This window comes from Sulfurospirillum sp. UCH001 (assembly GCF_001548035.1).
Classification (GTDB): Bacteria; Campylobacterota; Campylobacteria; order Campylobacterales; family Sulfurospirillaceae; genus Sulfurospirillum.
The window spans coordinates 574,264-588,353 of the sequence record NZ_AP014723.1 but is presented as its reverse complement, the minus strand read 5'-3'; the positions used below and the strand labels follow the sequence as shown (position 1 = coordinate 588,353).

The 14,090-nt window shown below is 35.6% G+C and carries 17 protein-coding genes; all 17 read right to left on the bottom strand.

Features of this window, described 5'->3' with window-relative positions; translation table 11 throughout:
* Nucleotides 1–33: 33 nt before the first annotated feature.
* The gene (tolB, locus tag UCH001_RS03025) at nt 34–1,299 is read right to left on the bottom strand and encodes a Tol-Pal system protein TolB (protein WP_067178450.1); all 1,266 of its coding nucleotides are present in this window, start codon (nt 1,297–1,299) and stop codon (nt 34–36) included.
* Between the two features lie 6 nt (nt 1,300–1,305).
* Nucleotides 1,306–1,941 (bottom strand): TonB C-terminal domain-containing protein, encoded by a 636-nt coding sequence (locus tag UCH001_RS03020; RefSeq protein ID WP_231963954.1) that lies wholly within the window; start codon nt 1,939–1,941, stop codon nt 1,306–1,308.
* Nucleotides 1,942–2,084: 143 nt separating this feature from the next.
* A complete protein-coding gene (locus UCH001_RS03015) occupies nt 2,085–2,477 on the bottom strand; it encodes a biopolymer transporter ExbD (RefSeq protein ID WP_041956711.1) in 393 nt (130 codons plus the stop codon).
* On the bottom strand, nt 2,478–3,065 hold the full coding sequence (locus tag UCH001_RS03010) for a MotA/TolQ/ExbB proton channel family protein (RefSeq protein ID WP_067174131.1): 588 nt from the start codon (nt 3,063–3,065) through the stop codon (nt 2,478–2,480).
* Nucleotides 3,066–3,070: 5 nt separating this feature from the next.
* Complete coding sequence (gene atpC / locus UCH001_RS03005) at nt 3,071–3,466, bottom strand: ATP synthase F1 subunit epsilon (RefSeq protein WP_067174129.1); 396 nt, start codon at nt 3,464–3,466, stop codon at nt 3,071–3,073.
* A gap of 19 nt (nt 3,467–3,485) precedes the next feature.
* Nucleotides 3,486–4,883 carry a F0F1 ATP synthase subunit beta gene (atpD, locus tag UCH001_RS03000; protein ID WP_067174125.1) on the bottom strand — a complete coding sequence of 466 codons (1,398 nt, stop codon included), beginning with the start codon at nt 4,881–4,883 and terminating at the stop codon, nt 3,486–3,488.
* A 32-nt stretch (nt 4,884–4,915) separates the two neighbouring features.
* Nucleotides 4,916–5,800: an ATP synthase F1 subunit gamma gene (gene atpG / locus UCH001_RS02995; RefSeq protein WP_067174123.1), complete on the bottom strand. Its 885-nt coding sequence runs from the start codon at nt 5,798–5,800 to the stop codon at nt 4,916–4,918.
* A gap of 9 nt (nt 5,801–5,809) precedes the next feature.
* Complete coding sequence (gene atpA, locus UCH001_RS02990) at nt 5,810–7,315, bottom strand: F0F1 ATP synthase subunit alpha (protein ID WP_067178449.1); 1,506 nt, start codon at nt 7,313–7,315, stop codon at nt 5,810–5,812.
* Nucleotides 7,316–7,365: 50 nt separating this feature from the next.
* Entirely contained in the window at nt 7,366–7,896 is a 531-nt protein-coding gene (locus UCH001_RS02985; RefSeq protein ID WP_067174121.1) for a F0F1 ATP synthase subunit delta, read from the bottom strand.
* Nucleotides 7,896–8,411 (bottom strand): F0F1 ATP synthase subunit B, encoded by a 516-nt coding sequence (locus tag UCH001_RS02980; protein ID WP_067174119.1) that lies wholly within the window; start codon nt 8,409–8,411, stop codon nt 7,896–7,898. Before UCH001_RS02980 ends, UCH001_RS02985 begins: the two co-directional genes overlap by 1 nt.
* An 11-nt stretch (nt 8,412–8,422) precedes the next feature.
* Nucleotides 8,423–8,845 carry a FoF1 ATP synthase subunit B' gene (locus UCH001_RS02975; RefSeq protein WP_067174117.1) on the bottom strand — a complete coding sequence of 141 codons (423 nt, stop codon included), beginning with the start codon at nt 8,843–8,845 and terminating at the stop codon, nt 8,423–8,425.
* A gap of 143 nt (nt 8,846–8,988) precedes the next feature.
* Nucleotides 8,989–9,843 (bottom strand): ParB/RepB/Spo0J family partition protein, encoded by an 855-nt coding sequence (locus tag UCH001_RS02970; RefSeq protein ID WP_067178448.1) that lies wholly within the window; start codon nt 9,841–9,843, stop codon nt 8,989–8,991.
* Between the two features lie 4 nt (nt 9,844–9,847).
* Nucleotides 9,848–10,633 carry a ParA family protein gene (locus tag UCH001_RS02965; RefSeq protein ID WP_067174115.1) on the bottom strand — a complete coding sequence of 262 codons (786 nt, stop codon included), beginning with the start codon at nt 10,631–10,633 and terminating at the stop codon, nt 9,848–9,850.
* Nucleotides 10,630–11,283 carry a biotin--[acetyl-CoA-carboxylase] ligase gene (locus tag UCH001_RS02960; RefSeq protein ID WP_231963953.1) on the bottom strand — a complete coding sequence of 218 codons (654 nt, stop codon included), beginning with the start codon at nt 11,281–11,283 and terminating at the stop codon, nt 10,630–10,632. Before UCH001_RS02960 ends, UCH001_RS02965 begins: the two co-directional genes overlap by 4 nt.
* A complete protein-coding gene (gene fmt, locus UCH001_RS02955; RefSeq protein ID WP_067174111.1) occupies nt 11,246–12,169 on the bottom strand; it encodes a methionyl-tRNA formyltransferase in 924 nt (307 codons plus the stop codon). Before fmt ends, UCH001_RS02960 begins: the two co-directional genes overlap by 38 nt.
* 1 nt (nt 12,170) lies before the next feature.
* Nucleotides 12,171–12,935, bottom strand: coding sequence for a glutamate 5-kinase (gene proB / locus UCH001_RS02950; protein ID WP_067174109.1), 765 nt, complete (start codon nt 12,933–12,935; stop codon nt 12,171–12,173).
* Nucleotides 12,916–14,022: a GTPase ObgE gene (gene obgE, locus UCH001_RS02945; protein ID WP_067174108.1), complete on the bottom strand. Its 1,107-nt coding sequence runs from the start codon at nt 14,020–14,022 to the stop codon at nt 12,916–12,918. The genes proB and obgE overlap by 20 nt, the downstream gene beginning before the upstream one ends.
* Between the last annotated feature and the right edge of the window lie 68 nt (nt 14,023–14,090).

The window sequence follows — 14,090 nt, the reverse complement described above, 5'->3', positions numbered from 1 at the left end:
ACTTCGGAATTATAGCATACTTTTTTTAAAAAATCACCAGTCAATTGACTGAAGTTTGCCAGTTTTTAGCTGAAAATGATACGTTTTGTTCGCATTTAGGCGAATTATGCCTAATGCACTCTGATTTCCAAACTGTTTAATAAACATAATTGTATCAGGATCTTTCGCAAAACGTGGATAAAGATTTTCACCTGTTGCTGTTAATTGACGTAAATAATCTGTTTTTGTAGAAATCAAATAAAGATTAAACGTATTTCTTCCGAATTCACTATCAGCTTCTCTACTTGAATAAACAATATAATTATCATATGTAGAAATAGAGTTTTTATTTTTACCATGATATACAAGTTTTTCAAAACTTTTATCGTAAATACCTTGAGCAAAGATATCAGGACTTCCTAAACGATCAGAAACAAATGCAATTCTTTTATCATCATCGATAAAATTACCATTTACATCAATACCAGAATAATCTGTTATCTTATTAATTTTTCTTGTATTAAGATCATAAAGATAAATATCTGTTTGATCTTTTGGTGCCATTGTTAAAAGTAATTTTGTTCCATCTTTAGATACGTCAGAACATACAACCATACCTGGACTAGAAATAATACTTTTTCTACTGCCAGTTTTTAAATCATACTGGTAGATTGTTGGCTCAGCGCCACTGTAAGAAGTATAATAAAATGCACTTTGCTCACTATTCGCCCATTTAGGGAAAATATTGAGTCCTCCGGTAATGATTGTTCTTGTATAACTCAACGTATAATCAGAAATTACGATTTCACTTTTTTTAGCATCGGTATATCTTGCAAAAATAACTGACTGTTCCATCCACTTAACAGAAGGTGCACCTACTTGGTCATTTACATCAACAACAATTTTATGTGCCAAGAAAGGGTTTCTCTTTTTATCCGTGATGCTATATACTTTTTCAAATGTTGTGACACCTGTTTTTGCATTAATCAATTTTACGTTTGCTGTTGCCGCATTCATATCTTGAGTGAGGCTAAAACGTAGGATCATATCAACTTTTTTATCTGACAAAAAGTTTTCTAATGGACCACCTTCGTAGCTACTTTGCAAATAATCATCAAGTACATTGAAATGGCTACTTACACGTAAGTCACCTGCTATGAGCTTAAAAAAACTTTTCCTAGACTCTAAATCGACATTTTTAGGACTTGCATCTTGAACTGCAATTTTTGGAAGTACATCTATCTTTTTTACGATTTCAACTGTTGCATCAGCAGCATATGAAAAAACTGTCAAACATAAGAAGACAACGAGCTTTTTAATCATATTTTACTCCTTAATATCTTTGAATTCCACTTGCATTTCAAAAAGTGGTCCCTTTTCATATTTAGGGAACTCAACTCCTTCCATTACTTTGAGGAATTCTTTAAGCTTATTGTTAAAGTCATTATTATAAGACAATGAAACTATTTTATAACTAAAAGTTCCTTTGTCACTTACTTTGATGACAACCTTCGCAACATTGCCATTTTCAGTATCAATTGTTTTTTGCCAATTTTCTTCTAGAATCTCTTGAACTTTACCAATAAATGGATCATATTCACCACCTTTTTTACTATCAACCAAATGTTTTTGCTCTGAGAAATTGAGTGAATTTGCAATTTTTGATGCAGCACTTTCACTTTTTTCTTTTGTTTCATCTTTATTTGGTTTCACACGAGTTGGTGCAGTTTGAGTTTTTTTCTGTTCTTTTGCTTCAGGAGGTAATTTTGAAGTATTAATATCTTCAAATAGACCTCTTAGTGATTGACTTTTGACAGCTTCTTTAGGAGAAGAAGCAACTTTTTTCTCTTCTGCAGGTTTTTCAACAGGTTTTTCAACGGGTTTTTGAACCTCTTCTTTTTTACGTTCTTCTTTTAATTTTTCAGAATCATTTTTTTTACGTTCAACCAAAGCAACATTCATTGGTTCTTTGTTGGAAGTATAATTTTTGATCGTATCTTTTTGAGAACTCAAAACATAAGCAAGACAAACTAAGAGAAAAACATAGAGGAGGATGGACAAAGTCCATCCGAAAGAGGCATATCTATTCACACTTGACACAGAATCTATCCATTCGTTTCTAAAGATACGTTAGTAAAACCAGCCTGTTTAATCGTTTTAAGTACAAACATTACGTCTTTATATGAGAGACCTTCATCCGCTTTGATATAAACAATACTTTTAAGAGGATATTTACTTTTTTGCATCATAAAACTATCAGGGAATTCCGCAAGCATAAAGCTGTCATTTTTAATGTAAACTTTACGATCTTTTGTCACCCTGATTTCTAGTTCTGGAAGTTTACTCACAACAGAAGATTTACTCCCATCAGGTAATTTAATAACCTCTTCGTACACCAAAGCAGGTGTCGTTACCATTAAGATGGCAAGGAGTACTAGCATAATATCAACTAATGGCGTAATATTTAACTCAGGTACTTCATCCAATTGACTCATCATTTAGCTATCTCTTCTTGACTCATTTGCAGAAAGTAAGATATCTACTTCTCTTTGTACATATACAATTACTTCATACGCTTTTCTTCTAAGAAATAGATTGGCACTGTATGCAGGAATCGCAACAAAAATACCTGTTGCCGTTGCAACTAACGCTTCACTAATCGCTGGTGCGATAACGCCCAAAGAAGCACTTCCAGATTGACCAAGGCCACTAAAAGTTTCCAAAATAGAAACAACCGTACCGAACAATCCGATAAATGGTGCAGTCGAGGCAATAATAGAAAGCATCCATAAACCACTGGTTGCATTTTTTTCAGCAACATTTTTACATACATTAAGTAACTTTTCTGACGCACCTGCAGCACTAGAACATTTTCGTAAAATAGAATCATCGCGTACATTTTTTGCACCCATTAGCATTGACTCTAGAGAACTTTTCTCAATAGAAAGCCAATGCCCTAAGTACAAGTATCTACTAAAGAAAATACCAAATGTAATTACAAAATAGGCTGACAACCAAATCAAAATAACCCATGTAAAAAAACCACTTCTTGCAAAATAGTTCAAGAATAATTCAAACGATGACATAAGATTTAAAATTTCCTTGTTTTTGCAATAGTCTCAATTTTAGCAGTAGCCATAGCAATAGCGACATCAGAATCACTAATACTCTCAAGAAGAGCTTTAGCTGCTTCTAATGACTTAGCAACTTCACTTTCACTAGCTCCACCAATTGAAACTGCTCCATCAGCTAAGACAGTGACAGAATTTTCATCAACCTTCACATGTCCCCAATTAATAGCGACAACATCATGGTTACCATCTTTAAGCTCAATATCAATCACACCTGCTTGTAAAAGCGTTACTAATGAGGCGTGGTTTGGAAGTACTCCAAACTCACCCTCTTTACCTGGAAGCGTAACACTTTTTACATCGTTGGCAAAAATCTGACCCTCAGGAGTCACAATTTCCAATTTTAATGTATTCATTTTTTAACCTTATCGCTTCTTAGCTTTTTAGTTTTGCAGCTTTCTCAAGAACTTCTTCGATACTTCCAACCATATAGAAAGCAGCTTCTGGTAAATCATCATATTTACCTTCAAGAATACCTTTAAAGCCTGCAATTGACTCCTCAAGTGTAACGTATTTACCAGGGCTACCTGTAAATACTTCTGCAACGAAGAATGGTTGTGATAAGAAACGTTCAATTTTACGAGCACGATCAACAGTCACCTTATCTTCTTCGCTAAGTTCATCCATACCAAGAATTGCAATAATATCTTGAAGATCTTTATATTTTTGAAGTACCGCTTGTACACCACGAGATACATTGTAATGCTCTGCACCTAGAATTTCTGGGTTTAACATACGTGAACTTGAATCAAGTGGATCAACCGCAGGATAGATACCTTTCTCAGCAATTGCACGGTTAAGTACTGTTGTTGCATCTAAGTGCGCAAATACAGTTGCAGGAGCTGGGTCAGTTAAGTCGTCCGCTGGTACGTAAACTGCTTGAACAGAAGTAATTGAACCTTTTTTAGTTGATGTAATTCTCTCTTGGAATTTACCCATCTCACTTGCAAGCGTTGGTTGGTAACCTACCGCTGAAGGAATACGTCCAAGAAGCGCTGACATCTCTGCACCTGATTGAGAGAAACGGAAAATGTTATCGATAAACATCAATACGTCTAGTCCCATCTCATCACGGAAATATTCAGCCATAGTAAGACCTGTAAGAGCGATACGGTTACGTGCTCCTGGTGGTTCACTCATTTGACCGTAGCATAGAGCAACTTTGTCTAAAACGTTTGATTCTTTCATCTCATGATAAAGGTCATTTCCTTCACGAGTTCTTTCACCAACACCTGCGAATACAGAGTAACCACTGTGTTTAAATGCAACGTTGTGGATTAATTCCATAATAATAACGGTTTTACCGACACCAGCACCACCGAAGAGTCCAACTTTACCACCTTTTGCATAAGGAGCAAGTAAGTCAACAACTTTGATACCTGTTTCAAAAATCTCAGATTTTGTACTTTGTTCTTCAAATTTTGGTGGTTCTCTATGAATAGACCATTTCGCTTTACTTACAACATCTGGTCCTTGGTCAATAACATCACCAACAACGTTAAAAATACGTCCTAGAACTTCTTCACCTACTGGAACTTGAATAGGATTTCCTAAAGCTTTAACTTCAATACCTCTTGTTAAACCTTCACTCATATCCATCGCAATTGTTCTTACACGGTTGTCGCCTAAATGTGCTGCTACTTCAAGAATTAACTTTTGTTTCTTGCCTTCAACTTCATAATTTACTTCAATCGCTTCATTGATTTTTGGAAGGTAGCCATTAAAATCGACGTCAACAACTGGACCCATAACCTGGCTAATTAATCCATTCATTGAATATTCTCCTTTTATTTTTTACAAACAGTTTATTTCATAGACTCTACACCACTGATAATCTCAATGAGTTCAGTAGTAATAGACTCTTGTCTAGCTTTATTATATGCCAGTGTTAAAACACCAACACGTTCTTTCGCATTATTCGTTGCATTGTCCATTGCTTGCATACGCGCACTGTGTTCAGCCGCTAATGAATCAATCAGTGCATAATACATGTTGTATTCAAAATATTTTTGCAATAAAGAATCTAAAATCTCTTCACCACTCTCATCAGGCTCTAACTCCATGAGAGAGCTTGTCTCGCGTGATTCGATAGGAGATTGTACAGGGACAACATCCACGATTTTCAATTCTTGAGAAATCATATTTTTATAACCATTATGTACTAAAATAACTTTGTCTGTTTTACCTTCAACAAAATCATCGATTGCACTCTTGATAATTTCTTGTGCTTTTTCATAACTTGGAGATGAGCTTACCCCTGCATAAGAGGTTAAAAGCTCTACACCTTGAAAATTAAAAAACGCAATACCTTTTCTTCCCACAGCACGAAGTCTTACTGTTACTTTTTGTGATCCATACTCTGCTAAAAGATTACGAACGGCTTTAATCGTTTGAATATTAAAACCACCACATAGACCTTTATCAGCTGTCACAAAAATAACGTCCACTGTACTTGGAGTTTCATTTTTATCAAAAAAACGACTTTCAACAGCACCATTTTTGTACTGATTGATTTTGTAAGCAATTTCAGAGAGTACTTCGTTAATTTTAACGGCATACACACGAGACTGTTTAGCGGCCATTTCCGCTCGCTTCAACTTTGCAGTTGAAACGAGCTTCATAGCACGTGTTGTTTTTTGAGTATTCTGAACACTCTTAATTTTTCTTTTTATCTCTTTAAGGTTTGCCATAGCTTATCCTTACTTGACTGCAAACGTCGCTTTAAACTCGCTCAATGCCTTATGTAATAGCTCTTCAAGCTCTTTATCAATCGCTTTTTTAGCTTTAAGTTGTTCAAAAATATCTGCATATTTTGCTTCAACATAAGAGTTAAGTTCCGCTTCAAAACGGCCTACTGATTTAACATCAATACTATCTAAGTAACCTTTAGCACCTGCGAAGATAACAAGTACTTGTTTTTCAATTGCAATTGGAGCATACGGAGGTTGTTTCAAAATCTCAACCATACGTTGACCACGCTCTAGTTGTTTACGGCTTGACTCATCAAGATCACTTGCAAACTGTGCAAATGCTTGAAGTTCACGGTATTGTGCAAGGTCAAGTCTCATTGTTCCTGCAACTTGTTTTGTTGCTTTAATCTGTGCAGCACCACCAACACGTGAAACTGAAAGACCAACGTTAATCGCTGGACGAATACCTGAGTTAAACAAGTCTGATTCTAAGAAAATTTGACCGTCAGTAATTGAAATAACGTTTGTTGGAATATACGCAGAAACGTCACCTGCTTGTGTTTCAATAATTGGAAGCGCTGTTAAAGAACCCGCTCCTAATTCATCATTAACTTTTGCAGCTCTTTCTAATAGACGAGAGTGTAGATAGAAAACGTCACCAGGATATGCTTCACGACCTGGAGGACGGCGTAAAATCAATGACATTTCACGATAAGCAACCGCATGTTTTGAAAGATCATCATAAACGATTAATGCATGTTTACCATTATCTCTGAAGTATTCACCCATAGATACACCCGCATATGGAGCCAAGAATTGCATTGCAGCAGAGTCACTTGCACCTGCATTAACAACGATGGTATATTCCATAGCACCATGCTCTTCAAGTTTTTTAACAACTTGAGCAACTGTTGATTGTTTTTGACCAATTGCTACATAGATACATGTAACATTTTGACCTTTTTGATTGATGATTGTATCGATTGCAATCGTTGTTTTACCTGTTTGTCTATCACCGATGATAAGCTCTCTTTGACCTCTACCAATTGGAACAAGTGCGTCAATCGCTTTAATACCTGTTTGAAGTGGTTCATGTACTGATTTACGAGCCATAATACCATGTGCTTTTTCTTCAACGAAACGTGTTTCAGTTGCATTGATTGGTCCTTTTGCATCAATAGGATCACCTAGTGAGTTAACAACACGACCAACAAGTGCCTCGCCAACTGGTACACGAAGAAGTTTTGCCAATCTTTTAACAGAAGAGCCTTCTTTAATTTCATTACAGCTTCCAAGAACAACGATACCAACACTTGATTCTTCAAGGTTAAGTGCCATTCCTCTCTCACCGTTTTCAAACTCGACCATTTCACCAGCCATAACGTTTTTCAAACCATAAACGTTTGCAACACCATCCGCTACAGAAATAACTTTTCCTGTCTCTTCGATATCTACATTGAGTTCAAAGTTTTCAATACGCTCTTTAATGATTGAACTGATTTCATCAGCTTTCATTTTTGCTCCCACAAATTACTCCTTAACTTTCTTTTATCTATTTATTATTGTTAAATTGCTTTTAAAATATGCTCTGTCATTTGAGCTTTAAGACGCTCAACAGAGAAACTCACTTCAATACCCAAGTCATTTAGCTCTACTTTAATTCCTGAATAGCTGTTTTCATTAGCGTTTAATTTGATTTTAGCATTAAATTTTTTACTAAAATTATCTTCTAACATAGAAATTTGTGCTTGACTCATTTTAAAGTTTGTCGAAACACTACCTTCGTAGGTGTTGTTTTTCAAAGAGAGTTGGTACTTTAACTCTTTTGCTACAACTGGAATTAATTTCAATCGATCATTGTTACTCAATAATTTAATGAAATTTTGAAATTTCGTGTTTTTAGTTTCAACTAAAGATAAAACCAATTCTTCTTTAGCTTTTGCAGAAACATCAGGAGAGAGAATAATGTTGTTAAACTTTTCTATCTTAAATGCTTCAACCAATTGAGTTAGTAAACCATAAACATCTGCTAACTCTGCATCATTACATCCACTCATGAGAGCATTAACATATTTCTTTGCTATAGCTCCACTCATTATGCAACCTTCTTATTAACAATTTTGACAATCTCGTCATTATCAAGAGAAATAGAACCCTCTTTAAACATTTCATCTAAAATTTCACAAACGATCACTCTTTGCATTTTTCGACGCTCAATTTTAACGCGATCTTCAAATGCTTTTTCCAAGCTTTCAATCTCAGCTTCTGTTTCTTGTGCAACTTTTTCGCTTAAAAGAACTGCTTCTTTTTTTGCTGTTTCAACAAGAGCTCTTGCATTAGCTTTAGCTTCTTCAACTTTAGCAAGTGCAATCTCTTTTTTACTATTAGACTCTTTTAATTTTACTTGAATAGAATCTAATTTTGTTGCAATCTCATTTTTACGTCCAAGATACCACTCTTTAGCAGCATCTGCAACATAGTAATACATAATTGCAGCAAAGATTAAAAAGTTGATAGTTCTAGGGATGATATCGGTTGACCCGCCACCTTCACCACCACTAGCAAAAAGTGCGATTGGAGCTACTAAGATTAAAAAATAGTTTATTTTCATTCATACACTCCTTAGATATGGCTCAGTTTAGCAGCAACACTCTCTTTGAAAAGAGGCATTTGTGCCAACAGACCATTTTTGAACTCATCTTTTTCAGACTCTAAAGCTTTAAAAAACGCTACACTTTGAGCTTCAAGATCACTCTTTTTTTGCTCAACTTTTTTTGCAGCTTTTTCTTTAGCTTCATTCAGCGCAGCTTCTCTAATTTTAGCTGCTTCCATTTTGCCCTCAGACAAAATTGTCTCTACTTCTTTGTAGTAGGCTACAACATCACTGGCATTTTTTCCTGCATTTTCTAAATCACGATTAATAGAGTTATTTCTATTGTCGATAAACTCCAACAGGGGTTTATAAAGTGTTTTGTTAAGTAGGATTAACAAAACTAAAAATACAGTTCCAGTCACCAGTAACAGTGCTGGGATAATATCCAACATATTTCTTGCTCCTTTAGCTCGAGATCAGACTCAATTTTTAAGATTTTTTTAGCACAAACAAGATTGCTGTATCAAAATTTTGCGCGAATTGTAACACAGCAAAGGAAAATAGTTTATTAAATTAACTCAAATAACTAATTTTATTATTTTAATTGCTCCAAAAAAGTATAAATTGCTTCACCGTTTTTAAAATGGATTGTTATAGTATTTGCTTTTGGTGTAGCCTCAAAACCAAGCTCTTTAAGCCTGTTTTTGAGCGTATGGAGTTCTTCAGGAATAGCGGATTTGGTCTTTTCTTGTTTACCAATTGTTTCATCAGCACTTTTTAGTTTTTTTACCAATGTTTCTGTTTCACGAACGCTTAGTTTTTGGCCTAAAATAGTGTTTACAATTGTCTCTTCATCTTTTGGATCAAGTCCTACAAGTACTTTGGCATGACCTTGAGAAAGAACACCTTCAGCAAGATATTTTTTCGTTTGGTCGCTCAAACTTAAAAGACGAATTGTATTGGTAATTTGTGTTCTACTTTTGTGAATAATTTCAGAAAGACCATCTTGAGTTATTTTATACTCTTCAATAAGTTCTTTGTACGCAATAGCAAGTTCAACAGGATTGAGATCTTCTCTTTGAATATTCTCGATAAGTGCTAATTCACGTAAGTTTTTTGATTCAATGTCTGCAACAATGGCTTTAATCTTCTTAAAACCTGCAAGTTTACTTGCTCTAAGACGCCTCTCACCAGCAAGAAGCATATATCCTTCATCTTTAGCAACAACAATGATAGGTTGCAATAAGCCATGACGCTTAATTGACTCACTAAGCTCTTTTAATGCCGTTTCATTAAAATGTGTTCTAGGTTGATACGGGTTAGGCGTAATACGTTCAATGTCAATTTCACGAACCAAGTCTTTTGCCTGTTCGATATCTTGCTTATACGCTTCCTCTACATCCTCAATAATTGCACTTAATCCCCGTCCTAAGACCTTCTTTGCACTCATCACATTAGCTCACTAAAATTGAATTGGCAAGATTTTGGTACGCTTTAGAACCAGGCGATTCCACATCGTATAAAATAATAGGTTTACCAAAACTTGGGGATTCTGCAAGTTTGATATTTCTAGGAATAACCACGTAAGAAGCACTCTCTTTGTCAATAAATAATTTGCTTTTAAAATGCTCTTTAAGATCTGCAAACACTTGTTTAGAGAGATTGTTCTGCGTGCTATACATGGTTGGTAAAAAGCCTTTAATTTCCAAGGTTGGATTAATTGTTTTCTTAATTAATTTCACAGTATTAAGTAGCTGAGCCAAACCTTCTAATGCAAAAAATTCACATTGAATAGGAATAATGACTGAATTTGCTGCGCTTAAAGCATTAATGGTAATACTTCCAAGAGCAGGAGGTGAATCAATAATAATATAATCGTATTGGTCTTTAATCTCTTCAATTTTTGTTTTTAAAATGAGCTCACGCCCTTTGGTGTTATTGTCGTAAAATTCTTTTTCAACGCCAACAAGACCAATATTGGACGGTGCTACATGTAACGTTGAAAGAGATGTTTCAAGGATAACTTGAGAAAGACGCTTTCTTCCAATAAGAACATGATAAATGTTATACTCATAGTCACTTCTGTGAAAACCAAGACCAGTTGTAGCATTGGCTTGTGGATCAATATCGATCAATAAAACGCGCTTTTCAGCAACTGCTAAGGAGGCAGCCAAATTGATAGCAGTCGTTGTTTTACCAACTCCGCCCTTTTGATTTGCTATCGCTATAATCTCACTCATCGTAAACTGTACACCTTTTTATTTTCTAGCTCTATAGAGCCATCATCACACAATATTGCATCACGCAACGAGACCAATTTGCCATCTAAATGGAAAGAAAAATTTCGATTTTGATCAAATTCTATCTTATATTTACTAAAAACTTTCTTCCACGATATTTTTTCCTCAACCTTCTCAATTAATTGCTCAGCTAAAGCATAAGGAGCAATAGAGATATCTAAAATCCCAAAATTCTCAGGTGCTATGCTGATATTAAGGCCTATGGAGCCTACAATGGTTGAACCAATTTTTGTAGTAATCATTCCTCCAATTTTTTTTTCATTAAGGTAAAAATCATTAGGCCACTTTAACCATACATTCGAGCCTTGCTCTTCTAAAACTTCTTTCATCAAAGCAGAAAAATAGATCGAAACTGATGCAAGAGGCAAATCTTGTGGTAATTGTTTCTCTTCTACACAAAAAGAAAAAAAGAGATTTCCTGCTTCTCCAAGCCAACTGTTACCACGACTTCCTACGCCATGTGTCTGTATCGTAGCGCCGATGGCACATGGTGCAAAAAGTGTACCTTCACGAAGGGACGCTATTAAATAATTATGGGTAGAAGGAAGCGTATCAAACCAATGAATCACCAATGCTAAGCCTTTTACCACGAATATAATCTTGTGCATTCATTGCATTTTTGGAAACAGGTTGAAGCATTTTTAGAAGAAGTGAATTTTGTTTACATGAAACAATAAAACCCGTATGTGTTATTTCTTGAATAACACCAATCGGAGATGTTGCATTATTGTTATTAGGAACAAATTCAATATCAAGCAGTTTTAATCCAGATTCTAGAAAAATTCCAGGCCATGGAGAAAGAGCTTTATAACGGATAAGAATATCTTGTGCATTTTGTTCAAATGTGACTAAACCGTCATCTTTTTTAATTTTCTTACAATGCGTAGCATTAGCACCCACTTGCGTCAATGGTTGAAGAGAAGTAAAATTTTTAAGAGTTGTGAGGGTAAGTTTTGCTGCTAACTCTGCTAATTCATCAAATAAAAGAGAGGCATTATGCTTTGGTTCGATTTTTAAGTACGAAAAACCAAGCATTGCACCTGTATCAAGCCCTTCTTCCATAAGCATCGAAGTGACACCTGCATACATTTCATTTGCTAAAAGAGTGGATTGAATAGGACTAGCACCTCTATATTTTGGAAGCAGTGAAGCGTGAAGATTAATACATGGAGCAATATCGAGCACTGCTTTAGGCAATATTTGTCCATACGCTGCTACAACAATAAAATCTGGCTTTAAAGAGGCAATCTTTGCGTGTGCCTCTTTGTCACGTAAGGTTTTTGGTTGATAAATTTCAATGTGCACATTTTGCTCAAGAAGCCACGCTTTAATGTGCGGAGGTGTTAAAACCTGTTTTCGCCCTACTGGTTTGTCTTCTTGAGTCACCAAAAGTACTACTTCAATATCTGCGTCATTAAACAATGCTCTCAAAATAGTTGTCGCATAAGAGGGTGTTCCCATAAAAACAACGCGCATTTTAGTCCTTAGAAGTAAAGAGTGTTCCACCTTTATGAACGCCCTCTAACATGAAACTTTTGACATCACTAAGATCAAATCCACTGGCAATAAACATTGATTTTTTACGCTCGAGTAAAAAGTCTGCTGCTTTGAGTTTTGTAACAATGCCACCTGTCGCAAATGCAAAATTAGTGGATTTCTCAACTTCCAATTCAGAAGGCTCAATCTCATGAACAATTTTTCGCATTTTCGCATCATCGTGTTTATGAGGGTCTTTGTCATAATAGCCATCAATGTCAGAGAGTAAAATTAAAAGATCTGCACCAAAATAGTATGCTACACGAGAAGAGAGTTGATCGTTATCACCAAAAACAAGCTCTTCTGTTGCTGTTGCATCATTTTCGTTAATGATAGGCAAAATACCATTTTCGAGCAATGTATCTATTGTACATTTTGCATGATAACAGCGTTTTCGTGAGTCAAAATCATCTGCTGTTAAGAGAAGTTGTGCACCACTTTTACCAAATTTTTCCAATTTTTTATTGTAGGTTGCCATCAGTTGCGGTTGTCCTACTGCAGCAATCGCTTGGCGATTATGCAGTAATTTTTTATCGAGTTTTAAAATAGAATAACCAGCAGCAACAGCACCTGAAGAGACCAAAATGACCTCATGTTTTTCCATAAGCGCGACTAAAAATTCAACTAAATTAAGAATGCGCTCTTTACATAAACGGTTTTGCTCGCTAAGGACATGCGTGCCAACCTTAACAACTACTCTTTTCATCACGAACCTTTGTTATAACATCTGATAGGGCATATTTAATAGGATCAATATTGATCTTAGAAACAGAAGAAATCGGCATCACGAAGAATGGCAAAGCTCTTTCTCTTTCATGGACATCTTGGCAATACGTATGCAAATCTTCTCTTACTTTATACTTATCAGCCAACTTATTTGCTTCAAGGCCAAGTAATTTTAAAAATTGATCTACTTTTTCATTGGTTTCTTCAGGGCTTAATGTATCACAACGTGTCAGTGCAATCGCATAATCACGAAGCGCTAATTTTTCTGAAAACTTTCGTAGCTCTTGTTTAAGCGTATAGTACTGTTCTTTAAGATCACGGTAATTTGCAAGATCGACCATGAAAAGTAAGAATTTTGTACGCTCAATATGGCGTAAGAACTCAATACCAAGTCCTTTACCTTCACTCGCACCCTCAATAATTCCAGGAATGTCCGCCATAACATAAGAGCGAAAATCATCCGTAACAACCACACCCAGTTTTGGTGTTAGTGTCGTAAATTCATAATTCGCAATCTCAGGTTGAGCATTTGAAACAACCGAAATAAGCGTTGATTTTCCAACATTAGGGAAACCTACTAGTCCAACATCCGCAATAAGTTTGAGTTCAAGTTTAACTGCTTTGGTTGTACCCGGTCTGCCAGGTTGTGCAAATTCAGGTCTTTGGTTTGTTGAGCTTTTAAAGTGTGTATTTCCAAGTCCGCCTATTCCACCCTCTAAGAAAAGCTTTTTATCTGTATCGTCAATAAGGTCTAAAAGTACTTCACCTGTTTCTGCATCTAAAACTTGTGTTCCAGGAGGAACAGTTACGATCAAATGCTCGCCTGATTTACCGTACATCTTTTTTCCCATACCCTGTTCGCCATTGCGAGCTTTTAAGTGCTGATTGTTACGAAAGTGTGAAAGGGTATGTGTATTTCTATCAATTTGAAAATAGACATTTCCGCCACGACCTCCATCTCCGCCATCAGGACCACCTTGGATAACATGCTTTTCTCTTCTGAAAGAGACACAACCAGGGCCGCCTTTACCAGAACTTAGTGTGAGTGATACATTGTCTATAAACATCGTAAAAACCTTTTAATTGTGTAGAATAATACCTTTAATCATTACATGAAAGCGTATAATCATTAGAG